Origin of the sequence: Peptacetobacter sp. AB800, assembly GCF_047807365.1 — a bacterium.
Classification (GTDB): domain Bacteria; phylum Bacillota; class Clostridia; order Peptostreptococcales; family Peptostreptococcaceae; genus Peptacetobacter.
Genome location: NZ_JBLOUI010000023.1, coordinates 1 through 24084, shown reverse-complemented (window position 1 = coordinate 24084; position 24084 = coordinate 1). Strand labels below are relative to the sequence as shown.

The 24084-nt window shown below is 33.2% G+C and carries 39 protein-coding genes; all 39 read right to left on the bottom strand.

Features of this window, described 5'->3' with window-relative positions; translation table 11 throughout:
• Window positions 1-62: 62 nt before the first annotated feature.
• The 39 genes from ACK2WN_RS07800 to rpsJ all read right to left on the bottom strand — a co-directional run bounded on the left by ACK2WN_RS07800 (window position 63) and on the right by rpsJ (window position 23658).
• On the bottom strand, window positions 63-1994 hold the full coding sequence (locus tag ACK2WN_RS07800; RefSeq protein ID WP_416155278.1) for a DUF6930 domain-containing protein: 1932 nt from the start codon (window positions 1992-1994) through the stop codon (window positions 63-65).
• A gap of 383 nt (window positions 1995-2377) precedes the next feature.
• A complete protein-coding gene (locus ACK2WN_RS07795) occupies window positions 2378-3145 on the bottom strand; it encodes an EFR1 family ferrodoxin (protein WP_416155277.1) in 768 nt (255 codons plus the stop codon).
• 146 nt (window positions 3146-3291) lie between these two features.
• Complete coding sequence (gene rpsI / locus ACK2WN_RS07790; RefSeq protein WP_040410595.1) at window positions 3292-3684, bottom strand: 30S ribosomal protein S9; 393 nt, start codon at window positions 3682-3684, stop codon at window positions 3292-3294.
• 22 nt (window positions 3685-3706) lie between these two features.
• Window positions 3707-4135: a 50S ribosomal protein L13 gene (gene rplM / locus ACK2WN_RS07785; RefSeq protein WP_006440531.1), complete on the bottom strand. Its 429-nt coding sequence runs from the start codon at window positions 4133-4135 to the stop codon at window positions 3707-3709.
• 122 nt (window positions 4136-4257) lie between these two features.
• Entirely contained in the window at window positions 4258-4989 is a 732-nt protein-coding gene (gene truA / locus ACK2WN_RS07780) for a tRNA pseudouridine(38-40) synthase TruA (RefSeq protein WP_329999653.1), read from the bottom strand.
• 44 nt (window positions 4990-5033) lie between these two features.
• Entirely contained in the window at window positions 5034-5834 is an 801-nt protein-coding gene (locus ACK2WN_RS07775) for an energy-coupling factor transporter transmembrane component T family protein (protein ID WP_300529858.1), read from the bottom strand.
• On the bottom strand, window positions 5834-6694 hold the full coding sequence (locus tag ACK2WN_RS07770; protein WP_300529856.1) for an energy-coupling factor transporter ATPase: 861 nt from the start codon (window positions 6692-6694) through the stop codon (window positions 5834-5836). The genes ACK2WN_RS07775 and ACK2WN_RS07770 overlap by 1 nt, the downstream gene beginning before the upstream one ends.
• Window positions 6679-7518 carry an energy-coupling factor transporter ATPase gene (locus ACK2WN_RS07765; protein WP_300529854.1) on the bottom strand — a complete coding sequence of 280 codons (840 nt, stop codon included), beginning with the start codon at window positions 7516-7518 and terminating at the stop codon, window positions 6679-6681. The genes ACK2WN_RS07770 and ACK2WN_RS07765 overlap by 16 nt, the downstream gene beginning before the upstream one ends.
• Before the next feature lie 452 nt (window positions 7519-7970).
• Entirely contained in the window at window positions 7971-8312 is a 342-nt protein-coding gene (rplQ, locus tag ACK2WN_RS07760) for a 50S ribosomal protein L17 (protein WP_006440526.1), read from the bottom strand.
• Window positions 8313-8361: 49 nt separating this feature from the next.
• Window positions 8362-9309, bottom strand: coding sequence for a DNA-directed RNA polymerase subunit alpha (locus tag ACK2WN_RS07755; protein WP_006440525.1), 948 nt, complete (start codon window positions 9307-9309; stop codon window positions 8362-8364).
• Window positions 9310-9396: 87 nt separating this feature from the next.
• Window positions 9397-10020, bottom strand: a complete 624-nt coding sequence (gene rpsD, locus ACK2WN_RS07750) for a 30S ribosomal protein S4 (RefSeq protein WP_006440524.1) — start codon at window positions 10018-10020, stop codon at window positions 9397-9399.
• Window positions 10021-10064: 44 nt separating this feature from the next.
• Window positions 10065-10463, bottom strand: a complete 399-nt coding sequence (gene rpsK / locus ACK2WN_RS07745; RefSeq protein ID WP_006440523.1) for a 30S ribosomal protein S11 — start codon at window positions 10461-10463, stop codon at window positions 10065-10067.
• Window positions 10464-10510: 47 nt separating this feature from the next.
• A complete protein-coding gene (gene rpsM / locus ACK2WN_RS07740) occupies window positions 10511-10882 on the bottom strand; it encodes a 30S ribosomal protein S13 (protein ID WP_040410593.1) in 372 nt (123 codons plus the stop codon).
• Between the two features lie 136 nt (window positions 10883-11018).
• Window positions 11019-11132 (bottom strand): 50S ribosomal protein L36, encoded by a 114-nt coding sequence (gene rpmJ, locus ACK2WN_RS07735; protein WP_002509257.1) that lies wholly within the window; start codon window positions 11130-11132, stop codon window positions 11019-11021.
• Between the two features lie 27 nt (window positions 11133-11159).
• Window positions 11160-11378: a translation initiation factor IF-1 gene (gene infA / locus ACK2WN_RS07730; protein WP_040410592.1), complete on the bottom strand. Its 219-nt coding sequence runs from the start codon at window positions 11376-11378 to the stop codon at window positions 11160-11162.
• Window positions 11379-11544: 166 nt separating this feature from the next.
• The gene (map, locus tag ACK2WN_RS07725) at window positions 11545-12291 is read right to left on the bottom strand and encodes a type I methionyl aminopeptidase (protein ID WP_006440520.1); all 747 of its coding nucleotides are present in this window, start codon (window positions 12289-12291) and stop codon (window positions 11545-11547) included.
• 3 nt (window positions 12292-12294) lie between these two features.
• Entirely contained in the window at window positions 12295-12936 is a 642-nt protein-coding gene (locus tag ACK2WN_RS07720; RefSeq protein ID WP_006440519.1) for an adenylate kinase, read from the bottom strand.
• Window positions 12937-12960: 24 nt separating this feature from the next.
• A complete protein-coding gene (gene secY, locus ACK2WN_RS07715; RefSeq protein ID WP_006440518.1) occupies window positions 12961-14229 on the bottom strand; it encodes a preprotein translocase subunit SecY in 1269 nt (422 codons plus the stop codon).
• A 43-nt stretch (window positions 14230-14272) separates the two neighbouring features.
• Window positions 14273-14716 carry a 50S ribosomal protein L15 gene (gene rplO, locus ACK2WN_RS07710; protein ID WP_006440517.1) on the bottom strand — a complete coding sequence of 148 codons (444 nt, stop codon included), beginning with the start codon at window positions 14714-14716 and terminating at the stop codon, window positions 14273-14275.
• 34 nt (window positions 14717-14750) lie between these two features.
• Entirely contained in the window at window positions 14751-14936 is a 186-nt protein-coding gene (rpmD, locus tag ACK2WN_RS07705; RefSeq protein ID WP_006440516.1) for a 50S ribosomal protein L30, read from the bottom strand.
• Between the two features lie 13 nt (window positions 14937-14949).
• Entirely contained in the window at window positions 14950-15456 is a 507-nt protein-coding gene (rpsE, locus tag ACK2WN_RS07700; protein ID WP_006440515.1) for a 30S ribosomal protein S5, read from the bottom strand.
• 18 nt (window positions 15457-15474) lie between these two features.
• Window positions 15475-15843 (bottom strand): 50S ribosomal protein L18, encoded by a 369-nt coding sequence (gene rplR, locus ACK2WN_RS07695; protein ID WP_040410591.1) that lies wholly within the window; start codon window positions 15841-15843, stop codon window positions 15475-15477.
• A gap of 44 nt (window positions 15844-15887) precedes the next feature.
• Window positions 15888-16430: a 50S ribosomal protein L6 gene (gene rplF / locus ACK2WN_RS07690; RefSeq protein WP_006440512.1), complete on the bottom strand. Its 543-nt coding sequence runs from the start codon at window positions 16428-16430 to the stop codon at window positions 15888-15890.
• Between the two features lie 30 nt (window positions 16431-16460).
• Entirely contained in the window at window positions 16461-16859 is a 399-nt protein-coding gene (gene rpsH, locus ACK2WN_RS07685; RefSeq protein ID WP_006440511.1) for a 30S ribosomal protein S8, read from the bottom strand.
• 31 nt (window positions 16860-16890) lie between these two features.
• Window positions 16891-17076 (bottom strand): type Z 30S ribosomal protein S14, encoded by a 186-nt coding sequence (locus ACK2WN_RS07680; protein WP_178412900.1) that lies wholly within the window; start codon window positions 17074-17076, stop codon window positions 16891-16893.
• Window positions 17077-17093: 17 nt separating this feature from the next.
• The gene (gene rplE, locus ACK2WN_RS07675) at window positions 17094-17636 is read right to left on the bottom strand and encodes a 50S ribosomal protein L5 (RefSeq protein ID WP_006440508.1); all 543 of its coding nucleotides are present in this window, start codon (window positions 17634-17636) and stop codon (window positions 17094-17096) included.
• Between the two features lie 25 nt (window positions 17637-17661).
• Window positions 17662-17967 (bottom strand): 50S ribosomal protein L24, encoded by a 306-nt coding sequence (gene rplX, locus ACK2WN_RS07670; protein ID WP_006440507.1) that lies wholly within the window; start codon window positions 17965-17967, stop codon window positions 17662-17664.
• A gap of 23 nt (window positions 17968-17990) precedes the next feature.
• A complete protein-coding gene (gene rplN, locus ACK2WN_RS07665) occupies window positions 17991-18359 on the bottom strand; it encodes a 50S ribosomal protein L14 (RefSeq protein WP_006440506.1) in 369 nt (122 codons plus the stop codon).
• A gap of 24 nt (window positions 18360-18383) precedes the next feature.
• A complete protein-coding gene (gene rpsQ, locus ACK2WN_RS07660; protein ID WP_300529841.1) occupies window positions 18384-18638 on the bottom strand; it encodes a 30S ribosomal protein S17 in 255 nt (84 codons plus the stop codon).
• Window positions 18639-18662: 24 nt separating this feature from the next.
• Window positions 18663-18866: a 50S ribosomal protein L29 gene (rpmC, locus tag ACK2WN_RS07655; RefSeq protein ID WP_006440504.1), complete on the bottom strand. Its 204-nt coding sequence runs from the start codon at window positions 18864-18866 to the stop codon at window positions 18663-18665.
• 1 nt (window position 18867) lies between these two features.
• Window positions 18868-19296, bottom strand: coding sequence for a 50S ribosomal protein L16 (gene rplP, locus ACK2WN_RS07650; RefSeq protein ID WP_040410589.1), 429 nt, complete (start codon window positions 19294-19296; stop codon window positions 18868-18870).
• A gap of 32 nt (window positions 19297-19328) precedes the next feature.
• Window positions 19329-20120: a 30S ribosomal protein S3 gene (rpsC, locus tag ACK2WN_RS07645; protein ID WP_178412898.1), complete on the bottom strand. Its 792-nt coding sequence runs from the start codon at window positions 20118-20120 to the stop codon at window positions 19329-19331.
• A gap of 17 nt (window positions 20121-20137) precedes the next feature.
• Window positions 20138-20470 (bottom strand): 50S ribosomal protein L22, encoded by a 333-nt coding sequence (gene rplV / locus ACK2WN_RS07640; RefSeq protein WP_006440501.1) that lies wholly within the window; start codon window positions 20468-20470, stop codon window positions 20138-20140.
• A gap of 24 nt (window positions 20471-20494) precedes the next feature.
• Complete coding sequence (gene rpsS / locus ACK2WN_RS07635) at window positions 20495-20776, bottom strand: 30S ribosomal protein S19 (protein WP_006440500.1); 282 nt, start codon at window positions 20774-20776, stop codon at window positions 20495-20497.
• Between the two features lie 42 nt (window positions 20777-20818).
• On the bottom strand, window positions 20819-21649 hold the full coding sequence (gene rplB, locus ACK2WN_RS07630) for a 50S ribosomal protein L2 (protein WP_300529837.1): 831 nt from the start codon (window positions 21647-21649) through the stop codon (window positions 20819-20821).
• A gap of 33 nt (window positions 21650-21682) precedes the next feature.
• The gene (rplW, locus tag ACK2WN_RS07625; RefSeq protein ID WP_331495966.1) at window positions 21683-21973 is read right to left on the bottom strand and encodes a 50S ribosomal protein L23; all 291 of its coding nucleotides are present in this window, start codon (window positions 21971-21973) and stop codon (window positions 21683-21685) included.
• On the bottom strand, window positions 21973-22596 hold the full coding sequence (rplD, locus tag ACK2WN_RS07620; RefSeq protein ID WP_416155276.1) for a 50S ribosomal protein L4: 624 nt from the start codon (window positions 22594-22596) through the stop codon (window positions 21973-21975). The genes rplW and rplD overlap by 1 nt, the downstream gene beginning before the upstream one ends.
• A gap of 28 nt (window positions 22597-22624) precedes the next feature.
• The gene (rplC, locus tag ACK2WN_RS07615; RefSeq protein ID WP_006440496.1) at window positions 22625-23254 is read right to left on the bottom strand and encodes a 50S ribosomal protein L3; all 630 of its coding nucleotides are present in this window, start codon (window positions 23252-23254) and stop codon (window positions 22625-22627) included.
• 92 nt (window positions 23255-23346) lie between these two features.
• Window positions 23347-23658: a 30S ribosomal protein S10 gene (gene rpsJ, locus ACK2WN_RS07610; protein WP_006440495.1), complete on the bottom strand. Its 312-nt coding sequence runs from the start codon at window positions 23656-23658 to the stop codon at window positions 23347-23349.
• Window positions 23659-24084 lie beyond the last annotated feature (426 nt).

Here is a 24084-nt window from a genome sequence, read left to right as displayed (position 1 = left end):
TACTTTTAAAATAATAGAAAAACACCTTCGAAATCGAAGGTGTTTTTTCTTTATGTGTTTTATTAGTTTAATAGCTTAGTATCTATTTCTTTTCTGTACATTATGTATTCACCAAATTTTTTCCCTACATTTGAGCTTTTCTTTAATTTTAAATCTATATCTAACTCATCACACATATCATACAATTTTGATTCTATCAGCATATTTGCAGTTCTTATTTCTTTAGGTCTTCCAATTTCATCTATAAATCTTATTACTTCTTTTGCAAGTAGATCCTCAACATCTTCACTAGGTTCAGAAATTTTATTACTTATTAAATTTCCAGTTCTTACATCTACCATTCCATATATAGACGGAGTTAAAGGTTTACTGTATTTTTTATCATTTACAACCCTTCTTAAAGGTATTATATCTACATCTAAAATTGAATCGACCTTTGGAGTTGACTTTAATATGTTTAGTTTGTTTCTATCTTCATCTTTTATTTTAGATAGCTTATAGAATTCTAGTGGATTTTTTTCTTTATATAGCTTCCAATCGTCCTTTTCTTCTATATATTCTACACACATTATCTCATCAAAATCTACATCAACATTACTCATAAATTTTCCAATAAATTTTTCTAGAATTATTTCAAGATCTTTTAAATACTTCGTCATACGTATTACTTCATCTCTTTCAAGATTGCATGGACTATATCCTTCTTCAAATGACATAAAATAAAGCCAATTTTTTTTGCCATTGTATTTAGATTCTAGTTTCTTTATGATATCTAGCTGTTCTTGTGAAAGTTCCTCTAAATTACCCCAACGGCATGATAAATTACTCTTAAATGCTTTAACATAGTTTTTTGATATATTAAGTTCTTCAGAATAGCAATCCATCATAAATGTTTTAAAGTCATCATATCCCTCATATACATCTACGCCATATTCTTTCCCATCTTCGCCTAATATACTATAGAAGATAGGTTCTTGTCCTTTCCTTTTTAGAGCTATAATTTCAAACTCACATAAATAGTCCCATACTTTAAACCTTTTTATCTTTTCAGCTTCAAGATACAATTCCTCCCACTCTTTTAATGTAGCTAAATCTCTCTCCACTTCTAAATTTTCAAATTGTATTTGGTTATTTTCCCATTCATCTATGGCGTAATAAACATCATCTTGATTTATTTTGAATTTTTCAATAGTATCTTTTTTTACTTTTTTAGGCTCATTTTCTTTGACTAATTCTCTATCTAAATCAGTTTTAAATTCATCTGCATAAAAGTCGCTGCCTTCATAATCATTAATTCCCATCCTAGGCGAATTGCAAATAGGTAACAAATTATCTAATAGCTCCCACTCTTTTATCCCAGCATTCTCTCTGATTTCTTCTCTACATTCTTCACACCAAAAGGCATCATATCCTAAAGAATACATCTCTGAATCAACCCAAATAGCTTGGTTTTGTCGACATTTGCAACATGTTATCTTTGGAGAAATATTTCTAGATAGTAGTACTATATCCTCTTCTTCGTGTCTTATTCCTTCTCTATATCTAAATACATTTAACTCTATTTTTGTATACTTACTTTCATCATAAGTATAATTAAACGTTTTCCCTTCTTCCAAAATATTTTTTACTGTATGATACATACTTTGATTTGGTTCAACGTATAGAGTTCTTCCACTTGGAAGATATTTATACTTTATATTTTCAATCTTAAATTCACTTAGACAATCCTCATTACCTACCCATATTTCTCTTAAAAATGTGTCTATTTCTTTTAACATCGTTTTTTCACTAACTTCTATTATCATCCAGTAATCTTCATTTGACTTTGAAGTTATTAAAATATCGAAAAAACCTTCTTTTTTTCTTTTTGAATCATAAACTTTTTTCTCCCTATTTTTACACTCTGATAAGTGCTCCAACATTTCATTTGCTGCAAGTTTTTTACCACAATACTTGCATAATCCTTGACTTTTAACTTTAGTATTTCCTAACATAATCTACCTCCCCTATTTTGCGACTTATTATTTTTACTCTGAATTTAATAATTATGTCCAAAAATAATAAATCTATAATTAAAATAATAATTGAAATTCTTTTTATAAATTATTAAATAAGGTTTTTTCGCCATCATTATACATCATAAAAACAAAAAATTCAAATATAATTCAAAAAATAAATTAGTAACAATTAATTTATTTCAAGTTTATTTTTAAAAAATTCTAAATAATTAAAGAATTATTTTATTATTCTTATATCCTATTAATTCTATCTCTTCTATATTTAAATATACTTTTTTATGATAACAATATGTTTTTATACAAAAAAAGTGCTGCTGCAAATGCTTAAAACACCTGCTATACAGCACCATTCATTACTTTTATATCATAAGTTCATTTTCTTTTCTTTCTGTGCACATTGTTGTAAGTTTATCAACAAGACCAGCCTTCATAGTTTCATCCAATACTCTAGCACCTGTTGGACATACTTTTATACATCTCATACAAGCCATGCATACATCTTTATCCACAGTTTTAGGATTATCCATAGGTATTGCACCTACTGGACATTTCTGTGCACATAATCCACATTCTACACAGTTTTCATTCGCTTCTGGTTTTAACGCAGATCCTTTCCATTCTTTGTAAGGAATATTCCCCTTAGGCATTAGTTCCGTATTTATTTCTCCATTTTCAAATTTAGCTTTTATTTCTTCAGAGAATTTTTTTAATTCTTCTTCATCTGATTTATCAGGTCTACCTGCTGCTAGGTTTCTAACTATTGAGTGCTCTGCTATTGCAGCTACCATAGCTCCAACTACGAAGCCATTTTCTTCAAGAACATTTTTTAATTCTAGTAGTGTATCATCGTAATCTCTATTTCCATAAACTACAACGGCTACTGCTTTTGCTCCGTTTCCTTTTATTTTATTGATTCTATCCACAGCTACAGTAGGTATTCTTCCTCCAAATGAAGGCACAGAAATCATACACATATCCTCAGATTTTATGTTTACATCTTCATAGTTGAAATGTAGGTCGCTTATGTCTAAGTCTTTTGCTTCTTCCCAAGCTGATGAAAGTAGTTTTGTTACTTTTTCTGTCCCTCCTGTAGGACTAAAGTAGATTGAATATATCATTATAATCATTCCCTTCTACAATATTTTCTTTAATTTTAATTATACGCCTTTATATTTTATAATTTAATAACAAAATAATAATATTTGTAATTTAGACATAAAAAAACCCGAGATAAAATATCTCGGGATTTCTTGCACAATATAATACGTAAAAACTATCTTTTTGAGAACTGTGGAGCTCTTCTGGCAGCTTTTAAACCGTATTTCTTTCTTTCTTTCATTCTAGCATCTCTAGTTAAGAATCCTTCTTTCTTTAAAGCAGGTCTTAAATCTTCGTCAGCTTTTAATAAAGCTCTAGATATACCGTGTCTTATAGCACCAGCCTGTCCAGTGAATCCTCCACCTTCAACTTTTACTATAACGTCAAATTTATTTTCAGTTTCAGTTAATACTAATGGCTGTTTAACGTCTCTTATTAATGTTTCGTAGTTGAAATATTCATCTAACGCTCTACCATTTACTGTTATATTTCCTTCACCTGCAACTAATCTAACTCTAGCTACAGAATGTTTTCTTCTTCCTGTTCCTATGTACTGTACATTTGCCATGATAACTCCTCCTTTCACCTAATTAAAATTCTATTACTTCTGGATTCTGAGCTGCATGATTATGTTCAGCACCAGCGAATACTCTTAATCTAGTCATCATTCTGCTTCTTAATTTATTTTTTGGTAACATACCGCTAACTGCGTGAGCTACAACTTCTTCAGGTTTTTTAGCCATCATTTCTCTGTATGATATTTCTTTTAAACCACCTACATAACCTGTGTGGTATCTGTAGTATTTCTGATCTAATTTTTTACCTGTTAAAACTACTTTTGATGCATTTACAACTACTACGAAGTCTCCTCCGTCCACGTGTGGTGTAAATGTTGGTTTATGTTTCCCTCTTAATAATGTTGCAACTTCAGTTGCTAAACGACCTAAAGTTTTTCCTTCAGCGTCAACTAAGTACCAGTTTCTTTTTACGTCTGCTGGTTTAGCTATATAACTTTTCATATCTGTCCCTCCTTAACTTTTTTCCTTTAAAAATATTTTTCCGTTTATGTCAAGTCCGGGGCAAAGTGGACTTATTAACACATTCTTGTATATTATACGACTATAAGCGAAAAGTGTCAAGATTAATAAAAAACTTTTTTGAGGAATAATGCGTGTCCAGGCGCTGTATGACCTGCTTTTGATCTATTTTTAGATTTTATTATATCCTCCATGCTTTCCGTTATTCTTCCCCTTCCGATATCTATAAGCGTACCAGAAAGTATTCTGACCATATTGTAAAGGAATCCGTTTCCTTCAAATTCGAATACAATTAAGTCATCTTGTTTTTCTATTTTAACGCTTTTTATCGTTCTTATAGTGTCTTTTACGGAAGATCCACTGCTCATAAAGCCACAGAAATCATATGTTCCAATAAGTGATTCTGCTTCTTTTTTCATCTTTTCAAAATCTAAATCGTATTTTACTTGATACGATATATCTTTCAAGATTGGATTGCGGTATCTACTATTATACACTAAATATCTATATATTTTACCTTTTGCACTATATCTCGCATGAAATTCATCTTCCACTTCCTCTGCAGCTATTATTGAGATGTCTTTTGGAAGTTTAGAATTCAGTGCATCTGGTATTCTATTTACAGGTATTTGAGAGTTTATTTTGAAGTTCGCTACCTGCCCAAGTGCGTGTACTCCAGCATCAGTTCTTCCTGAACCATTTATTTTTACTTTCTCACCTGTTATTTCCTTTATTGCATATTCAATATTTCCCTGTATTCCAGGAGAATTTGGCTGCTCTTGCCAACCACAATAATTCGCTCCGTTGTACTGAACAGTTATTTTTATATTTCTCATTTATTCCTCCAAATAGGCAAAACTATTATAATACATCTCTCATCTTATAATGCATATCTTGACGCTATTATAAGTCCCATGTAGATTATTATAAGTACTGTCGCAATATACTCGCTTTTACCTATTACAGTTTCCTTCATTTTTGTTCTATTGTCGCCACCTCTGTAGCATCTAGCTTCCATAGCCATGGCAAGCTCGTCGGCTCTTCTAAATGCACTTACAAATAGCGGTACTAAAAGTGGAACAAGACTTTTTGCTCTGTTTATAAGCTTCTTACTTTCAAAGTCAGCCCCTCTAGACATCTGAGCTTTCATTATCTTATCAGTTTCATCTAGTAGAGTTGGTATGAATCTAAGTGCTATAGTCATCATCATTGCAAGTTCATGCACTGGTAGACCTATTTTCTTAAATGGATTTAATACCCTCTCTATACCGTCTGTAAGCGCTATAGGAGATGTTGTAAGCGTTAATAGAGATGTACCCACTATTAACATTGCAAGTCTTATAGACATAAATATCGCCTGTCTGATACCTTCTTTAGTTATAGCTAAGAATCCAAAAGACCATATCTTTTCTCCAGGTATGCAGAACATATTTACGATAAACGTGAATAGTATTATCCATCTAAGAGGTTTTAATCCTTTTAGAATAAATTTTACCGGTATTTTTGACATTACAGTAAGTATTAGTAATACAATAAATACTCCTATATATATCGGCGCTTTGTTTATCATAAATATAGATATCATAAATAATATCGTAGCTATTAATTTTAAACCTGCATCTAGTTTGTGTATAGGAGATGATGCCGGATAGAATTGACCGACAGTTATATCTTTTAACATTATTTTCTACCTCCTATCACTCTTAGTATTTCGTTTTTAGCTTCTTCAGGAGTTATTATATCCTGTCTAATATCGAAGCCCTTTTCTCTTAATTTAATCGCTAATTCTAGAACCTGTGGGATATCTAGACCTATTTCTTTTAGTCTATGGGCATTATTGTTGAATACATCTCTAGGATTTCCCATAAATTCTATTTTCCCTTTATTCATTACTATAAGAGTTTTAACCAATTTAGCCATATCATCCATACTGTGAGATGATAGTATTACAGTTATATTTCTTTCTCTGTGTAGTTTTTTTATAAGTTCAAAGATTTCTTCTCTACCACCTGGATCTAGTCCTGCAGTTGGTTCATCAAGTATTAATACTTCTGGATCCATAGCTATTACTCCCGCTATTGCAACCCTTCTTTTCTGCCCACCAGATAGTTCAAATGGAGATTTTTCTCTGTATTTTTCATAATCAAGTCCAACAGCTTCCATAGAGGCCTTTACTCTTCTAGTTATTTCCTCTTGATCTAGCCCCATATTTCCCGGACCAAATGCGATATCTTTTTCTATTGTTTCCTCAAATAGCTGGTACTCTGGATACTGGAATACTACACCTACTCTTTTTCTTATTTCAGTTAGGTTTATATCCTTCTGAGTTATTTCAAAGTCATTTATGTATATGCTACCTGATGAAGGCTTTAGAAGTCCATTTAAATGCTGTATAAGTGTAGATTTTCCTGAGCCTGTGTGCCCAATTAGTCCAACAAAGTCGTTATTCTCTACATCAAATGATATATCGTCTATTGCTCTGTTTTCAAATGGCATCCCCTCATCGTATATGTATGTTAAGTTTCTTACTTTAATAGACATAATTCATTCACCATTTCATCCACTGTTAATATATCTTCTCTTATTTTTAATCCCTCTTTATTTAGCATATGAGATATTTCAGTCATGCAAGGCACATCAAGACCTATTTTTTTAAGTCTGTCTATCTCTTTAAATACTTCTTGTGGAGTCCCTTCTAATACTTTTTTACCCTTTTCCATAACTATAACTCTATCAGCTTCTACAGCTTCTTCCATGAAGTGAGTTATGTGTATTGCAGTTATATTTTCTTCTTTGTTTAGCTTCTTTATTGTTTTCATTACTTCTTTTCTACCAGATGGATCAAGCATAGCTGTAGCTTCATCGAATATTATACATTCTGGCTTCATTGCGATTATCCCTGCTATTGCTACTCTCTGTTTCTGTCCACCAGATAGTAGATGTGGTTGTCTATCTCTAAATTCATACATTCCTACGTTCTTTAGAGATTCTTCTACTCTTCTTCTTATTTCTGCCGGCTCTATTCCCAAGTTTTCTGGCCCAAATGCTACATCTTCTTCAACTATTGTAGCAACTATCTGGTTGTCTGGATTCTGAAATACCATCCCTGCAGTCTGTCTTATATCCCACATTTTATCTGCATCTTTTGTATTCATTCCATTTACGATTATATCCCCTTCAGTCGGTTTTAGTATCGCATTCATATTTTTTGAAAGAGTAGATTTCCCGGAACCATTGTGACCTATTATTACAACAAATTCACCCTTTTTTATATCTAAATTAAAATCATCTATAGCTTTATACTTGTCGCCTTCTTCATTTTCATAGTAAAAGGAAAGATTTTTTATCTGTATAAGATTTTCCATTAATTTACACCCCTTTTTCTAATACACTTAAATCTTTACTATTGCATTTCTATAAAACATTATAATACTTTATTATATCATACAATTAATACACGATAGATACAATTATAGAGGATTTTATATACTATATCTATAAGTTTTCGAATATTAGATAAATTTATAGATTATATCCATACACTCAGATTTCATAATATATTAGTGCTAGGCAAAATTTTGCATAAAAAAAACAGACTGTAAAGTCTAACAGCCTGTATCCCCAGTTTAACATTCCCTCTAGATATTTATTCCTCTAGTAGCTCTTTATTCTTATATTAAATTAAAGTTTTATTTCCTCAGATATTTTTTATAAAGTCAATTTATTATAATTTTCTTAGTTTTTTTGAAATTTGTTTTTAATTCTAAAAATGCTATGGCATATAAAATACCATAGCATTTATTTATCAATACAGTAATTATACTAATTCTATGAAGGCCATTTCAGCAGCGTCGCCTCTTCTTGGTCCTTTTTTGATTATTCTAGTATATCCACCATTTCTTTCAGCATATTTTGGAGCTATTTCTGTGAATAAGTTGCTAACAACAGTTTCATCAAGAACATAAGCTAAAACCTGTCTTCTAGCGTGAAGATCTCCTCTTTTTGCAAGAGTTATCATCTTTTCAGCCATTCTACGAGTTTCTTTTGCTCTAGTTACTGTAGTTTCTATTCTTCCTTCTCTTAGTAAGTCAGTTACTAAGTTTCTTAACATAAGGTTTCTGTGAGCAGTTTCACGACCTAATTTACGGTAAGTTGCCATTCTTTCCCCTCCTTTTCGAGTTTATAAATTATTTATATTCGAAAGTCTATTATTCTTCGTTTGGTTTTAATCCTAGTCCTAATTCATCTAGTTTCTGTATAACTTCTTCTAGTGATTTTTTACCTAAGTTTCTAACCTTCATCATATCGTCTTCAGATTTATTAGCTAGCTCTTCTACTGTGTTTATACCCGCTCTTTTTAAACAGTTGTATGATCTTACTGATAAATCTAATTCTTCGATTGTCATTTCAAGAACTTTTTCTTTCTGATCTTCTTCTTTTTCTACCATTATTTCAACATTGCTTACATGCTCTGTTAAATCTATGAATAGTTTAAGATGTTCAACTAGAACTTTGGCAGCTAAAGATATTCCTTCCTGAGGATTTATGCTTCCATTTGTCCAAACTTCTAGAGTTAATTTATCATAGTCAGATTTCTGACCTACTCTTGTATTTTCAACGTGATAGTTTACTTTTTCTACAGGAGTATATATTGAGTCAACAGGTAATACACCTATTGGCATGTTTTCTGTTTTGTTTTCTTCAGCAGGAACATATCCTCTGCCTTTGTCAACATGTATATCCATATTAAGCTTAGAACCTTCGTCTAATGTAGCTATTTTAAGATCCTTGTTTATTATTTCAACATCTGGTGGGCATATTATGTCTGCACCTGTTACTGTGCAAGGACCCTGTGCTTCTATTTTAAGTGTTCTATTACCTTCACCGTCTATAGTAGCTGAAAGTTCTTTTAAAGTTAATATTATTTCTGTAACATCTTCTTTTACTCCTGGTATAGTAGAGAATTCATGAAGAACTCCTTCTATTTTAACAGCGTTAACTGCAACACCTGGTAATGAAGATAACAGTATTCTTCTTAGTGCATTTCCTATAGTTATTCCGTATCCTCTTTCAAGAGGTTCAACTACGAATTTACCATATCTGAAATCTTCGCTAAGTTCTATTATATCTACCTTTGGCTTTTCTATTTCTATCATGGATAAAACCCTCCTTAACATTCAGTAATCCACTGAGGGTAAATAAATTTTAATTTAATATAAGTTATTAAGCTAATTAATTTCTTATTATTTAGAGTATAACTCTATGATTAAGTGTTCAGCTATTTCAAGATCTATATCTTCTCTAGTTGGAAGAGAAACAACTTTAGCACACATTTCATCTAAGTTATTTTCTAACCAGTTTGGAGCTATTCTAGTGTTGTTTTCAACTAAAGCTTTGAATTTAGCTGATGATTTAGATGTTTCTTTAACTGCTATAACATCACCAACATTAACTGTTAAAGATGGTATATCAACTTTTTTACCATTTAAAGTGAAGTGAGCATGAGTTACTAACTGTCTAGCTTCTTTTCTAGATGCAGCTAATCCCATTCTGTAAACAACGTTGTCTAATCTTCTTTCTAATAAACTTAAAAGATTAGCCCCTGTTTTACCAGGCATTTTTTCTGCTCTTTCATATAAGTTTCTGAACTGAGTTTCTAGAACTCCGTATATTCTTTTAACTTTCTGTTTTTCTCTTAACTGTTCTCCGTAGTTAGAAACTTTTTTTCTTCCCTGTCCGTGCTGACCTGGAGCGTAGTTTCTTCTATCTAAAGCACATTTATCTGTATAGCATCTGTCACCTTTAAGGAATAATTTCATTCCTTCTCTACGGCACTGTCTGCATGATGCACCTGTATATCTTGCCATTAAATTACACCTCCTGCGATTATTTCTATATATATATTCTCGAATTACACTCTTCTTCTTTTTGGTGGTCTACAACCATTGTGTGGTATTGGAGTAACGTCTTTTATCATAGTTACTTCTAGACCTGTTGCCTGTAAAGCTCTTATTGCAGCTTCTCTTCCTGAACCTGGTCCTTTTACGAATACTTCAACAGTTTTTAAACCGTGTTCCATTGCAGCTTTTGCAGCTGTTTCTGCTGCCATCTGAGATGCGAATGGAGTCGCTTTTCTTGATCCTTTGAATCCTAACTGACCTGAAGACGCCCAAGATATTGCGTTTCCGTGTACGTCAGTTAAAGTTACTATTGTATTATTAAATGTAGACTGTATATGTGCATGTCCACGTTCTATATTTTTACGTTCTTTTCTTCTAACACGTGTTACTTTCTTTTTAGCTTTTGCCATTTTTACTGTTTCCCTCCTTTATATTTTTAATATATAGTTAATTTAATTTATTTTTTCTTTTTACGAGATACAGTCTTTTTAGGACCTTTTCTTGTTCTTGCATTAGTTTTAGTTTTCTGACCTCTACATGGAAGACCTTTCATGTGTCTTATTCCTCTGTAGCATTTTATATCTCTAAGTCTTTTTATATTTAAAGCTATTTCTCTTCTTAAGTCACCTTCAACTAAGAAGTCTTCATCTATTATTTTTCTTAATTCATTAACTTCGTCTTCTGATAAATCTTTTATTCTTGTATCAGGATTTATCCCGGCTTTAGCTAATATTTCATTTGAAGTTGCTTTACCTATACCATATATATAAGTTAAGCCTATTTCTGCTCTTTTTTCTCTAGGTAAGTCTACCCCAGCTATTCTTGCCATTATTGCACCTCCTATAATTGATTTCAATTTATTTTCCGTATCTAGATAATTATCAATATTCAACGCCGCTGTTAACAATCACAGTATATTATTATACTACATAAGCGACTAAAATACTAGTAATATTTTATAAGTTTTATCCCTGTTTCTGTTTGTGTTTAGGGTTTTCACATATAACCATTACTTTACCTTTTCTTTTTATAACTTTACATTTTTCACATATTGGTTTTACTGATGGTCTAACCTTCATTATTTATCCCTCCTCAGACTAAAACGTCTACTTCTTACGCCAAGTGATTCTTCCTCTTGTAAGATCGTAAGGTGAAAGTTCAACATTTACCTTGTCTCCTTCAAGAATTCTTATGAAGTTCATTCTTAGCTTCCCTGAAATGTGACATAATATTTCATGTCCATTTTCAAGTTTTACTTTAAACATTGCATTAGGTAAGCTTTCAACAACTGTACCTTCTAATTCTATAACATCTTTTTTGGCCATATTAATTAACCAAACCTCCATTTCAGTAAGCTGATTTTTTACCAGCTTCTTAAGTTCCGCTTTTATAAAGATTTCATTATATCTTCTGAGGATAGTATCTTTGGCTCTTAATACTATCACTCAAAAGATCTGTCTTTCTAATTTGCTTAACTTTTTATTACCTTGACTAAAACTCTGTAAGTATAAGAGGTTCGTCTTCAGTAATTGCTATTGTGTGCTCGTAGTGAGCTGATTTTTTCTTATCTGCTGTAACAGCAGTCCATCCATTTGATAAAGTGAACACGTGGCAAGTCCCGACATTTACCATTGGCTCAATGGCTAACACCATACCCTTTTTTAATCTAGGGCCTTTACCTGGTGGACCGTAGTTAAGTATCTCTGGACTTTCGTGAAGTCGTTTCCCTACTCCATGTCCAGCATATGCCCTAACTACTGAAAAGTTGTTATTTTGTATGTGTACTTGTATCGCATGCGAGATATCCGAAAGTCTATATCCGACCTTCGCAAATTTTAATCCTTCATAGAAGCTCTCTTTTGTAACTTCTATTAGTTTCCTATCTTCTTCAGATATCACAGCAACGGCATGTGTCTTTGCAGCATCCCCATGATATCCTTTATAATAGGCACCTATATCAATACTTATAATGTCACCTTCTTGAAGTATTCTTTTCCCAGGTATTCCATGGACAACCTCTTCATTGATTGAAGTGCAAATACTTGCCGGGAATCCGTTATACCCTTTAAAAGAAGGTTCTGCATTATACTTCCTGATATTATTTTCAGCTATTTTATCTAACTCCTCAGTTGATATTCCAGGAGCAATAGCTTTTCTCAGAACTTCATGAGTATCAGCGACTATTTTTCCCGCTTCTCTCATGAGTTCTATTTGTCTATCATTTTTCTTGATTATCATTGATTAGCTTAAAGATTCTACTATATCAGCGAATACTTTATCTATATCCTGATCACCATTTATGTCAGCTACTATTCCCTGTTCAGAATAATATCCTACTAATGGTTTAGTTTCATCTAAGTAAACCTGTATTCTTCTAGAAACAGTTTCTTCATTGTCGTCTGCTCTCTGATGTAGAGGTTCTCCACATTTGTCACAAACGCCTTCTACTTTAGTTGGATTAAATTCTACGTGGAATGTTGCACCGCAAGCTTTACATATTCTTCTTCCTACAGCTCTTCCTACTAATATACTCTTATCAACTTCTATGTTAACTATTTTATCAAGTTTTAATCCAGCTTCATTTAAATATTTGTCAAGCTGTTCAGCCTGATTTATATTTCTTGGGAATCCATCAAGCATGAATCCATTTTTGCAATCTTCCTGAGATATTCTATCAACAACAAGTCCGCAAGTTAATTCGTCTGGAACTAGAAGTCCCTGATCCATATATTCTTTTGCTTTTGTTCCTAATTCTGTGCCTTCTTTTATATTCTTTCTAAATATGTCTCCAGTAGATATATGAGGTATATCGTATTTTTCCACTATTTTTGCTGCCTGAGTACCTTTACCTGCCCCTGGAGGTCCAAGTAATATTATTCTCATATTATTCATCTCCAATTCGATAAATTATTTTAAAAATCCCTGGTAATTTCTCATTACTAAATTCGATTCAAGCTGTCTCTTTAATTCAAGAGCAACTCCGACAACGATTAGAAGTGAAGTACCTGCTAAACTCATCGGTAATGAAAGATAATGAGTTATAAGTGCTGGTATCATAGCGATTACACCTAGGAATGCAGCACCAGCTAAAGTTAATCTTGATAATATTCTTGATAAATAATCTTCTGTTGGTTTTCCAGGTCTTATTCCTGGTATAAATCCACCACCATTTTTCATATTCTTAGTTATATCTTCTACGTTGAAAGATATAGTTGTGTAGAAATATGAGAAGAATATTATAAGTAATATTTCTATTGATCTATATATCCAGAATCCCTGCTCTGTAGCTCCACTTAACCACTGCTGAACAAACTGCTGAGCATCTGTTCCCATGAACATTGCTATTGTCTGTGGCATAGCTAATATAGAACTTGCGAATATTATTGGCATAACTCCTGACTGGTTAACTTTCATAGGTATGTGAGAACTCTGTCCTCCATACATTTTTCTTCCAACAACTCTTTTCGCATACTGAACTGGTATCTTTCTTGTAGCTTCCTGTATAAATGTAACACCTAATATAGTTAAAAGTATTACTACAACAAGAAGTATAGCAGCCCAAATTGGTGTAGCACCAGATTTTATTTGGTTTGCTATAGCTATTCCATCTATTGGTATTCTTGATATTATACCAACAAATATTATAACAGAACTACCATTTCCTAGTCCTTTTTCTGTTATTCTATCACCAATCCACATAACCATCATACTGGCAGAAACAAGTGTTATTATAACAGTTGTGATGAAAAATACATTATCAGATTTTAAAGCACTTCTAACAATTCCAAGTGTTATTCCTATCGCCTGAACAAACGCTAGTGCAAGTGCAGTACATCTTGTGTACTTATCCATCTTTTTCTTTCCTTCTTCTCCTGATTTTTGAAGTTCTTTTAAACTTTCAAATCCAACAGTAAGAAGCTGTATGATGATCGAAGCAGTGATATAAGGTCCTATTCCTAAAGCAAATAGTGTAAAGTTACTAAATGCTCCCCCAGTAAACATATTGTATAGAGATAAAAGGTTATTACCTTCTACCATCTGTTTTATAATACTTGTGTCTATCCCTGGCACCGGTATAGTAGTACCTATTCTGAATACCACTACCATCATTAGTGTATATAGAAGTTTTTTTCTTATTTCCTTAAGTTTCCAAGCCTGCTTTATCTGTGACAGCACGTTTTAATCACCCCGCTTGACTGGCCTGGAGAACAGCAGGTTATTATACTAACTCTGCTTTTCCTCCAGCTTTTTCTATTTTTTCCTGAGCTGAAGCAGTGAATTTAGCTGCTTTAACTGTTAAAGCTTTTTCTAATTCACCTTCACCTAAGATTTTTATTCCATCTTTAGCTATTTTGCTTATAACTTTAGTTGATTTTAATAATTCAGCTGTTATTTCAGTTCCGTTTTCGAATCTGTTAAGATCTTTAACGTTTACTTCAGTGTATTCTTTAGCGAATATGTTAGTGAAACCTCTCTTAGGAAGTCTTCTTGATAAAGGCATCTGTCCACCTTCGAAACCAACTCTAACTCCTCCACCTGAACGAGACCACTGACCTTTCTGTCCACGTCCTGAAGTTTTACCCTGTCCAGTCGCAGTACCTCTACCTAATCTTTTAGTAGATCTTACAGCACCTTTAGCAGGTTTTAATTCATGTAATTTCATGGTTTTGCACCTCCTTTAATTTCCGTTTTGATTATTATTCAGCTATTTCAGTCACTTCTACTAAGTGAGAAACTTTTTTTATCATACCTCTCATCTGAGGTGTATCTTCTTTAACTACTACCTGTTCTCTTTTTCTTAACCCTAACGCTTCAACGTTTTTTCTCTGATTAGGAGTAGTTCCTATTGTACTTCTAACTAATTTTATCTGTAATTTAGCCATTTTAACTACCTCCTTAACCTAATAATTCTTCAACTTTTTTTCCTCTTAATCTAGCTATATCTTCAGCTGTTTTAAGTGAATTAAGTCCTTCTATAGTTGCGTTTACCATGTTTCTTGGGTTATTAGAACCTAAAGATTTAGCTCTAACGTCTTTTAATCCAGCTAATTCAAGTACGGCTCTTGCAGGACCCCCTGCTATAACTCCTGTACCTTCTGCAGCAGGCATTATAAGTATTTTACCAGCACCGAAGTGTCCGTTAACTTCGTGAGGTATAGTAGTACCAACCATTGGTACAGTTATTAAATTCTTTTTAGCATCTTCTACGGCTTTTTTTATAGCGTCTGGAACTTCCATTGCTTTCCCAGAACCTATACCTACATGTCCGTTTTCATCTCCAACAACTACTAAAGCTGCGAATCTAAAGTTTCTACCACCTTTAACAACTTTAGTAACACGTCTAACTTCAACAACTCTTTCCTGTAGATCAAGAGCTGATGCATCTATTGGTTTACGTAGCATGTGTTTCCCTCCTTTTTATTAGAATTTAAGACCAGCTTCTCTAGCTCCGTCTGCTAATTCTTTTATTCTTCCGTGATATATATATCCACCTCTGTCGAATACAACTTCAGTGATTCCTTTTTCTATAGCTTTTTTAGCAACTAATTCTCCAACTTTTCTAGCTGCTTCTTTGTTTCCTGTATGTCCAACAGCTTCTTTAACTTCTTTTTCTAATGAAGAAGCAGCAGTTAAAGTAACTCTCTGAACGTCATCTATTATCTGAGCATATATGTTGTTAGCACTTCTGAAAACACAAAGTCTTGGTCTAGCAGCTGTACCAGCAAGATTTTTTCTTACTCTTTTATGTCTCTGAACTCTTTTAGCGTTTTTATCAGCTTTTTTTATCACTTCATTCACTCCTTTCCAGTGTGTATATTAAGTAATTATTTTACTTATTTTTTACCAGTTTTACCTTCTTTACGTATGATTACTTCATCAACGTATCTTATACCTTTACCTTTGTATGGTTCTGGTTTTCTCCAAGCTCTTATTTTAGCAGCGTAGTTTCCTACTAACTGTTTGTCAGTACCTTTAACAACTATTTCTAGCTGGTTTGGACACTCAACTGTTATACCTTCTGGATCTTCCATTTCTACTGGATGAGAGAATCCTAAGTTCATAACTAATGTTTTTCCGTTTTTCTGAGCTCTATAACCAACACCCTTTAATTCCATTTTCTTTTCGTATCCTTCACTAACACCAATTATCATGTTGTTTAGTAAAGTTCTTGTTAATCCGTGTAAAGATCTATGTTTTTTGTTGTCAGTTGGTCTTGTAACAACTATTGTATTTTCTTCTTTGTTTATAGTTAATTCATCACTTAACTGTTTTACTAATGTTCCTTTTGGTCCTTTTACTGTAACTAAGTTTCCTTCAGCTATTTCAACTTCAACTCCTGCAGGAACGTTTATTGGTTTAACACCTATTCTTGACATCGTAGCACCTCCTTACTTTTTAAACGATTATTACCAAACGTAGCAGATTACTTCTCCACCAACATTTTCTTTTCTTGCTTCTCTATCTGTTAATATACCTTTAGAAGTAGACATTATAGCTACACCTAATCCGTTTAATACCTTTGGTATTTCGTCTTTAGAGCTGTAAACTCTCATACCAGGTTTAGATATTCTCTTAAGTCCTGATATTACTCTTTCGCCTTCTATTCCGTACTTTAATTGTAATCTTATTATTCCCTGTTTTCCATCTTCTATAACGTCATAACCTTTAACGAAACCTTCTTCAAGAAGTATTCTAGCTATTTCTTTTTTTATGTTAGAAGCGGGAACGTCAACAGTTTCATGCTTAACTGTGTTCGCATTTCTTATACGAGTAAGCATATCTGCAATTGGATCTGTCATTGTCATTTTATAGCCCTCCTTCCATTCTTTCCAAATCTTACCAACTTGCTTTTCTTACGCCAGGTATTTCACCTTTGTATGCTAATTCTCTAAAGCATATACGGCATATTCCAAAGTCTTTTAAAACTGCATGTGGTCTTCCACATATAGAACATCTAGTGTATTCTCTAGTTTTATATTTCTGTTTTCTCTGCTGTTTAACAACCATTGCTTTTCTAGCCACGGGAATCCCTCCTTTACTTACTTAGAAAATGGCATTCCTAATAATTTTATTAATTCACGAGCTTCTTCGTCAGTTTTAGCTGTAGTAACGAAGATTATGTCCATTCCTCTAACTTTGTCTACTTTATCGTATTCTATTTCAGGGAATATTAACTGTTCTTTTATTCCTAGTGCGTAGTTTCCTCTTCCGTCGAATGAATCTGCACTTACACCTCTGAAGTCTCTAACTCTTGGTAAAGAAACAGAAACTAATTTATCCATGAAGTAGAACATTTTGTCATCTCTTAATGTAACTTTTGTACCTATTGGCATTCCTTCTCTTAATTTGAAGTTCGCAACAGATTTTCTAGCTCTTGTTATAACTGGTTTCTGACCTGCTATTAATTCTAATTCTTCAACAGCTTTTTCTAATCCTTTTGGATTTTCTTTAGCGTCACCTATCCCCATGTTTATAACTATTTTAACTAATTTAGGTATTTCCATTACGTTTTTGTATTCAAATTTCTCCATTAAAGCTGGAGCAACTTCTTTTATGTATTTTTCTTCTAATCTAGAAGCCATTTAAGGTCCCTCCTTTCATTACTTATTATAATTCTTTTCCGCTCTTTGCTGATACTCTTACTTTAACTCCGTCTTTTTCTACGAATCTAACTCTAACACCTTTTCCTGTTTCAGGATCAAATGGCATTACGTTAGACATATCTATTGGAGCTTCTTTATTTATTATTCCACCCTGCTGGTTCATAGCAGATGGTTTCTGGTGTTTAGTTATTACGTTAACTCCTTCAACAGTAACTTTGTTTGCTTTAGGGTTTACGTTAAGAACTGTACCTTTTTTACCTTTGTCTTTTCCTGCTATAACTACTACAGTGTCACCTTTTTTAACTCTCATCATTTCTCATTGCACCTCCTTAATTATAAAACTTCTGGAGCAAGAGAAACTATTTTCATAAAGTCATTATCTCTTAATTCTCTTGCAACAGGCCCAAATATACGAGTTCCTACTGGAGTTTTATCGTCTTTTATTATAACTGCTGCATTTTCATCAAATGATATATAACTTCCGTCGTTACGTCTTACGCCTTTTTTGCTTCTTACTATAACTGCTTTTACAACTTTACCTTTTTTTACAACTCCACCTGGTGTTGCACTTTTTACTGTAGCAACAACTACGTCGCCTATATTAGCATATCTTCTTTTACTTCCACCAAGAACACGTATAGTTAATAGTTCTTTGGCACCAGAGTTGTCTGCAACTCTTAGACGAGTTTCCTGCTGTATCATCGTAATCCCTCCTTCTTAAAAAAACTATTTAACCTTTTCAACAACTTCAACTAATCTAAATCTTTTATCTTTTGATAAAGGTCTAGTTTCCATTATTTTAACTCTATCTCCGATGTTACATACGTTGTTTTCATCATGAGCTTTGAATGTTTTTGTTCTCTTAACACGTTTGTTGTATAATGGATGACGAACGAATTCTTCAACAGCAACAACTATTGTTTTATCCATTTTATTACTTACAACACGGCCTATTCTAACTTTTCTTCTTCCTCTTTCCATGTCTAAAAAGCCTCCTTCCAATTATTAAGCTCTAGCTTCGTTTAACTTTCTTTCAGCAAGAACAGTTTTAACTTTTGCTATATCTTTTTTAACAAATTTGATTCTAGCTGTATTTTCTAACTGACCAGTAGCTAATTGGAATCTTAAGCTAAATAATTCACTTTTGAATTCGTTTAATTTTTCTGTAAGCTGTTCACTTGTTAATTCTCTTAATTCTTTAGCTTTCATCCTATTCACCACCCTTTACCTGATCTTCTTTTTTAACAAATTTACATTTGATAGGTAGTTTATTAGCAGCAAGTCTCATAGCTTCTCTTGCTTTTTCTTCTCCTACACCACCTATTTCGAACATTACTCTTCCTGGTTTTACAACTGCTACCCAGTATTCTGGTGAACCTTTACCGGCACCCATACGAGTTTCAGCTGGTTTTCTTGTTATTGGTTTATGAGGGAATATTTTTATCCAAACTTTTCCCCCTCTTTTCATATATCTTGTCATCGCAACTCTGGCTGCTTCTATCTGGTTTGAAGTTATCCAAGATGGTTCCATAGCAACTAGACCGAAATCACCGTAAGTTACTGTGTTACCTTTGTTAGCTTTCCCAGACATGCTTCCTCTGTGAACTCTACGACGTTTAACTCTCTTTGGCATTAACATGAGTATTTTCCTCCCTTCCTCGAACCTTTTAATTAGTTTTCTTTATTTTCAGTTCTCTGAGGTCTTGATCCCTGAGGTCTTCTGTTTCCTCTGTTGTTTCTATCATTTCCTCTTCTGTTATTTCTCTTATTATCTCTGTTGTCTCTTCTACCTGGTCTTTCAGGTCTTGGATCTGCACCTGGAACGTGTTTAGTTGGAAGAACTTCACCGTTGCATATCCAAACTTTTATACCTATTTTACCGTAAGTAGTATCTGCTTCAGCGAATCCGTAATCTATATCAGATCTTAAAGTCTGTAGAGGTACATTTCCTTCGCTGTATCCTTCTGTTCTAGCCATTTCAGCTCCACCTAATCTACCAGAAGCAGCAACTTTTATACCTTTAGCTCCTGATTTCATAGCTCTCTGTATTCCCTGTTTCATTGCTCTTCTGAAGGCAACCCTTCTTTCTATAGCAGCAGCTATATTTTCAGCAACTAACTGAGCATCTCTATCTACATTTTTAACTTCAACTATGTTAACTATAACAGTTTTTCCAGTTAATTTTTCTAATTCAGCTTTTAAAGCTTCTATTTCAGATCCTGCTCTACCTATAACAACACCTGGTTTAGCAACATGTAAATCTAATTTAACTTTGTTAGCTGATCTTTCTATTTCTATTTTAGCAACTCCAGCAGAGTATAATTTTTTCTTTAAGAATTTACGGATATTGTGGTCTTCTAATATGAAGCTTCCGAACTCTTTACCATTATTAGTGAACCATCTTGAATCCCAATCTTTTATAACACCGACTCTTAGTCCGTGTGGATTAACTTTCTGACCCATTACTGTACCTCCTTCTCTTATTTTTCTTTAAGTACAACTTCTATATGAGAAGTTCTTTTTCTTATTTCGCATGCACGACCCTGAGCTCTAGGCATGTATCTTTTCATTGTTGGCCCCTGGTTTGCAACTATTGATGCTATGTATAATTTATCTGTATCCATTTCGTGGTTGTTTTCTGCATTTGCTTTTGCTGATGCAACAACTTTTGCTATTATTGAAGCTGCCTCTCTAGGAGTGAACTTTAATATAGCTAAAGCTTCATCAACATTTTTTCCTCTAACAAGATCGCATATCTGTCCTGCTTTTCTTGCTGAAACACGTACATATTTAGCAGTAGCTTTTGCTTCCATTACGTGGTCCTCCTTTCAACATAATTATTTTCTTTTATTTGATTTTTCGTCGTCTTTATGTCCTTTGAAAGTTCTTGTTGGAACGAATTCTCCTAATTTGTGTCCAACCATATCTTCAGTTATGTATACTGGAACATGTTTTCTTCCGTCATGTACAGCTATTGTATTTTCAACGAACTGTGGGAATATTGTAGAAGTTCTTGACCAAGTTTTTATAACTTCTCTGTTTCCGCTAGCGTTCATAGCTTCTACTTTCTTTAATAGACCCTTATGCACGAAAGGTCCTTTTTTAGTTGATCTTGACATGTATGATCCTCCTTTCCGAATAAATAAATCTATTAACGATTACTATTTAGTTCTTCTTGAAACTATTAATTTATTTGAAGCTTTATTTTTCTTTCTAGTTTTGTATCCAAGAGCAGGTTTACCCCAAGGTGTAACTGGTGATGGTCTACCTATTGGAGCTCTACCTTCCCCACCACCGTGTGGATGGTCGTTAGGGTTCATTACAGAACCTCTTACTGTAGGTCTCATACCCATGTGTCTTGTTCTACCAGCTTTACCTATAACAACGTTACCGTGTTCTATGTTACCAACCTGTCCTATAGTAGCTTTACATTCTATACTTACTAATCTCATTTCACCTGATGGTAATCTTAGTAATGCATTTTTTCCTTCTTTAGCCATTAACTGAGCAGAAACACCTGCTGATCTTACTAACTGACCACCTTTACCTGGTTTAAGTTCTATATTGTGAACTAATGTACCAACTGGCATGTCTTTTAACTGTAAGCAGTTACCTGGTTTTATGTCAGCACCTTTACCTGATAGTAAAGTATCTCCAACTTTTATTCCAACTGGTGCTAATATATATCTTTTTTCACCATCTGCATAGTGTAATAAAGCTATGTTAGCAGTTCTGTTTGGATCGTATTCTATTGTAGCAACCTTTGCAGGTATACCATCTTTATTTCTTTTGAAATCTATTAATCTATATTTTCTTTTCTGTCTTCCACCTCTGTGACGAACAGTTATTCTACCGTGAGCATTTCTACCAGAGTTATTTTTTAGGTTAACTAAAAGTGATTTTTCTGGGCTGTTAGTAGTTATTTCATCAGAAACTAAAACTGTCATCTGTCTTAAGGCAGGAGAAGTAGGTTTAAACTTTTTAATAGCCATTCTTGTTTCCCTCCTTAATAAATAGTTAGGATATTACATTCCCTGGAAGAATTCTATCTCTTTGCTTCCTTCTGTTAATTTAACAACAGCTTTTTTGAAGCTAGCAGTTCTTCCCTGAGTTCTACCCATTCTTTTCATTTTTCCATCATAGTTTAGTGTGTTTACTTTTTCAACTTTAACGTCGAATATAGCTTCTACAGCTTTTTTTATTTCAGTTTTGTTAGCTTTCTTATCTACAACAAAAGTGTATTTTTTGTCAGCCATTTCTGTCATACTTTTTTCAGTAACGACTGGTCTTATTATAACGTCATGTGGATTAGTCATTATGCGTACACCTCCTCCACTTTCTTAACAGCATCTGTAGTTATTACAAATGTGTCATGATTTAATATATCGTATACATTTAAAGTGTTAACTAATGCAGTCTGAACACCTTCTATGTTTCTTGCTGATTTTATTACATTTTCGTTCTTTTCAGCTGTTACAACTAGAGCTTTTCTTGAAGCTTTTATGTTGTTTAATATAGCTACGAATTCTTTAGTTTTAGGAGCATCCATTGTTAATGCATCTAATACTATTATTTCGTTGCTCTGAACTTTTGAAGATAAAGCACATTTCATAGCTAATCTTCTAACTTTTTTAGGTAATGTGTATTTGTAGCTTCTTGGTTTTGGTGCGAAGGCAACTCCTCCACCTACCCACTGTACAGATCTAGTAGAACCCTGTCTAGCTCTTCCTGTACCTTTCTGTTTCCAAGGTTTTCTTCCGCCGCCTCTAACTTCTGCTCTAGTTTTAGCAGACTGAGTACCCTGTCTTCTATTTGCTAACTGACATTTAACTGCTTCGTAAAGCACATGTTCGTTAACTTCAACGTTGAATATAGAATCACATAATTCTATTTCACCAACATTCTGTCCGTTAATATTCATAACATTTATCTTTGGCATTTTTGTTCCTCCTTTCCTATCTTAGTAGTTATTTAGAAGCCTTAACTGCTTCTTTTATTGTTACTACTGAACCTTTAGCTCCTGGTATAGCACCTTTAACTAACATAAGATTTTTTTCAGCATCTACTCTTACTAAATCTAAATTCTGTATAGTAACTTTTACGCTACCCATGTGTCCTGCAAGTTTTTTGTTTTTGAAAACTCTACCTGGATAAGAACAAGCTCCCATTGAACCTGGTCTTCTGTGGTATCTAGAACCGTGAGTTTCTGGTCCTCTTGACTGTCCGTGTCTTTTTATTGGTCCCTGGAATCCTTTACCTTTAGATATTCCAGTAACATCTATTTTTGCACCTGCTTCGAATATATCAGCTTTTATTTCCTGTCCAACTGTATATTCTGCAGCATTTTCTACTCTGAATTCTTTTAAGTGTTTTTTAAGTACATTAGCTGCTGCTAAATGTCCTTTAGCTGGTTTGTTTAATGATTTTTCTTTAGCATCTTCAAAACCAACCTGTATTGCGTTGTATCCATCATTTTCTATTGTTTTAACCTGAGTTACAACAACTGGTCCAACTTCTACTACTGTAACTGGTATAACAACACCTTCTTCAGTGAATATCTGAGTCATACCAACTTTTTTTCCTAATATTCCTTTCATATTAGCACCTCCTATTATTTTCTTACAGCGGATTGCCCTTCGTAAAGAGTAATCATTCTAAGATATCTCTATCTTAGGCGGTTTATATGTTCTTATAATTTTATTTCTATATCAACACCAGCTGGTAAATCTAATCTCATTAGAGAATCAACTGTTTTCTGTGTTGGGTTAGCTATATCTATAAGTCTTTTGTGAGTTCTTATTTCGAACTGTTCTCTAGAATCTTTGTATTTATGAACAGCTCTTAATATAGTAACTATTTTCTTTTCTGTTGGTAGTGGCACAGGACCTGAAACCTGAGAACCAGCTTTTTTAGCAGTTTCTACTATTTTTCCAGCAGAAAAATCTAATAATTTGTGATCATATGATTTTAATCTTATTCTTATTTTTTCATTTTTAGCCATCTTGATTTCCCTCCTTCTACAAATATTTATTATAATTTTGATATCCCGCTACCTCCGATACACTCTTCCGGGTGTTTCTATAACCCATTTTCAGCATTTTGCAGCGTTCAGCCAAAACTTCAACTAAATATATCTCTCAAGCACACTAGTATATTTTACCTCATCTTACATACTTTTGCAAGACTTTTTTTGTGCTTTTCAAATTTATTTTTATCTATTTTTAAAAATCTTACTGGCTACTTTTCTTTCTTTCAAACACTTTTCTTAGTATACAAAATTTTTGTATACATGTCAACTGTTTTTGAAATTTTATCCATAAAAAAATACTGCCATAGAACACCTTTAAAAGGTGTTCTTATGACAGTACCTTTAACTGACACCTAACGGTTGTCAGTTTTTTTGTATTCAAATTTAGCTCCACAATTA

What these genes read in the sequence shown, in the direction of transcription:
- rplB (WP_300529837.1), bottom strand. Translation starts at nt 21,649, where the DNA reads ATGGCTATTAAAAAGTTTAAACCTACTTCTCCTGCCTTAAGACAGATG.
- rpsS (WP_006440500.1), bottom strand. Translation starts at nt 20,776, where the DNA reads ATGTCAAGATCAACTAAAAAAGGACCTTTCGTGCATAAGGGTCTATTA.
- rplQ (WP_006440526.1), bottom strand. Translation starts at nt 8,312, where the DNA reads ATGGCAACTTACCGTAAATTAGGTCGTGAAACTGCTCACAGAAACCTT.
- rpmC (WP_006440504.1), bottom strand. Translation starts at nt 18,866, where the DNA reads ATGAAAGCTAAAGAATTAAGAGAATTAACAAGTGAACAGCTTACAGAA.
- ACK2WN_RS07720 (WP_006440519.1), bottom strand. Translation starts at nt 12,936, where the DNA reads ATGAGAATAATATTACTTGGACCTCCAGGGGCAGGTAAAGGTACTCAG.
- rplN (WP_006440506.1), bottom strand. Translation starts at nt 18,359, where the DNA reads ATGATACAGCAGGAAACTCGTCTAAGAGTTGCAGACAACTCTGGTGCC.
- rpsC (WP_178412898.1), bottom strand. Translation starts at nt 20,120, where the DNA reads ATGGGTCAGAAAGTTAATCCACACGGACTAAGAGTCGGTGTTATAAAA.
- truA (WP_329999653.1), bottom strand. Translation starts at nt 4,989, where the DNA reads ATGAGAAATATAAAAATAACTGTTCAGTACAACGGAGCGAATTATTGT.
- rplO (WP_006440517.1), bottom strand. Translation starts at nt 14,716, where the DNA reads ATGAAATTACATGAATTAAAACCTGCTAAAGGTGCTGTAAGATCTACT.
- rplM (WP_006440531.1), bottom strand. Translation starts at nt 4,135, where the DNA reads ATGAAAAGTTATATAGCTAAACCAGCAGACGTAAAAAGAAACTGGTAC.
- rplP (WP_040410589.1), bottom strand. Translation starts at nt 19,296, where the DNA reads ATGTTAATGCCAAAGAGAGTTAAACGTCGTAGAGTTCACAGAGGAAGC.
- ACK2WN_RS07775 (WP_300529858.1), bottom strand. Translation starts at nt 5,834, where the DNA reads ATGTTAAAAGATATAACTGTCGGTCAATTCTATCCGGCATCATCTCCT.
- ACK2WN_RS07800 (WP_416155278.1), bottom strand. Translation starts at nt 1,994, where the DNA reads ATGTTAGGAAATACTAAAGTTAAAAGTCAAGGATTATGCAAGTATTGT.
- ACK2WN_RS07770 (WP_300529856.1), bottom strand. Translation starts at nt 6,694, where the DNA reads ATGTCTATTAAAGTAAGAAACTTAACATACATATACGATGAGGGGATG.
- rplV (WP_006440501.1), bottom strand. Translation starts at nt 20,470, where the DNA reads ATGGAAGCAAAAGCTACTGCTAAATATGTACGTGTTTCAGCAAGAAAA.
- ACK2WN_RS07795 (WP_416155277.1), bottom strand. Translation starts at nt 3,145, where the DNA reads ATGATTATAATGATATATTCAATCTACTTTAGTCCTACAGGAGGGACA.
- rpsM (WP_040410593.1), bottom strand. Translation starts at nt 10,882, where the DNA reads ATGGCAAGAATAGCTGGGGTAGACTTACCTAGAGAAAAAAGAGCAGAA.
- rplE (WP_006440508.1), bottom strand. Translation starts at nt 17,636, where the DNA reads ATGGCTTCTAGATTAGAAGAAAAATACATAAAAGAAGTTGCTCCAGCT.
- map (WP_006440520.1), bottom strand. Translation starts at nt 12,291, where the DNA reads ATGATAATCAAGAAAAATGATAGACAAATAGAACTCATGAGAGAAGCG.
- ACK2WN_RS07765 (WP_300529854.1), bottom strand. Translation starts at nt 7,518, where the DNA reads ATGGAAAATCTTATACAGATAAAAAATCTTTCCTTTTACTATGAAAAT.
- rpsJ (WP_006440495.1), bottom strand. Translation starts at nt 23,658, where the DNA reads ATGGCTAAAAATGAAAAAATAAGAATAAGATTAAAATCATATGATCAC.
- rplF (WP_006440512.1), bottom strand. Translation starts at nt 16,430, where the DNA reads ATGTCAAGAATAGGTGTTAAACCAATAAACGTTCCTGCAGGAGTTGAA.
- rplW (WP_331495966.1), bottom strand. Translation starts at nt 21,973, where the DNA reads ATGACTAATCCACATGACGTTATAATAAGACCAGTCGTTACTGAAAAA.
- rpsD (WP_006440524.1), bottom strand. Translation starts at nt 10,020, where the DNA reads ATGGCAAGATATACAGGTGCATCATGCAGACAGTGCCGTAGAGAAGGA.
- rpmJ (WP_002509257.1), bottom strand. Translation starts at nt 11,132, where the DNA reads ATGAAGGTTAGACCATCAGTAAAACCAATATGTGAAAAATGTAAAGTT.
- rpsQ (WP_300529841.1), bottom strand. Translation starts at nt 18,638, where the DNA reads ATGGAAAGAGGAAGAAGAAAAGTTAGAATAGGCCGTGTTGTAAGTAAT.
- rpsI (WP_040410595.1), bottom strand. Translation starts at nt 3,684, where the DNA reads ATGGCAAATGTACAGTACATAGGAACAGGAAGAAGAAAACATTCTGTA.
- rpsK (WP_006440523.1), bottom strand. Translation starts at nt 10,463, where the DNA reads ATGGCAAAAGCTAAAAAGAAAGTAACACGTGTTAGAAGAAAAGAACGT.
- rpmD (WP_006440516.1), bottom strand. Translation starts at nt 14,936, where the DNA reads ATGGCTAAATTACAGATAAAATTAGTTAGAAGTACAATAGGAACTACT.
- infA (WP_040410592.1), bottom strand. Translation starts at nt 11,378, where the DNA reads ATGGCCAAAAAAGATGTTATAGAATTAGAAGGTACAGTTGTTGAAAGC.
- rplD (WP_416155276.1), bottom strand. Translation starts at nt 22,596, where the DNA reads ATGCCAAAGATAAATGTTATGAATATTAACGGACAGAATGTTGGTGAA.
- rpsH (WP_006440511.1), bottom strand. Translation starts at nt 16,859, where the DNA reads ATGACAATGACAGATCCAATTGCAGATATGCTTACTCGTATAAGAAAT.
- rpsE (WP_006440515.1), bottom strand. Translation starts at nt 15,456, where the DNA reads ATGCTACGTAAACCAATAGATGCATCAGCTCTTGATCTACAGGAAAGA.
- rplX (WP_006440507.1), bottom strand. Translation starts at nt 17,967, where the DNA reads ATGAGAGTTAAAAAAGGTGACACTGTAGTAGTTATAGCAGGAAAAGAC.
- rplC (WP_006440496.1), bottom strand. Translation starts at nt 23,254, where the DNA reads ATGAAAGGAATATTAGGAAAAAAAGTTGGTATGACTCAGATATTCACT.
- ACK2WN_RS07755 (WP_006440525.1), bottom strand. Translation starts at nt 9,309, where the DNA reads ATGATAGAAATAGAAAAGCCAAAGGTAGATATAATAGAACTTAGCGAA.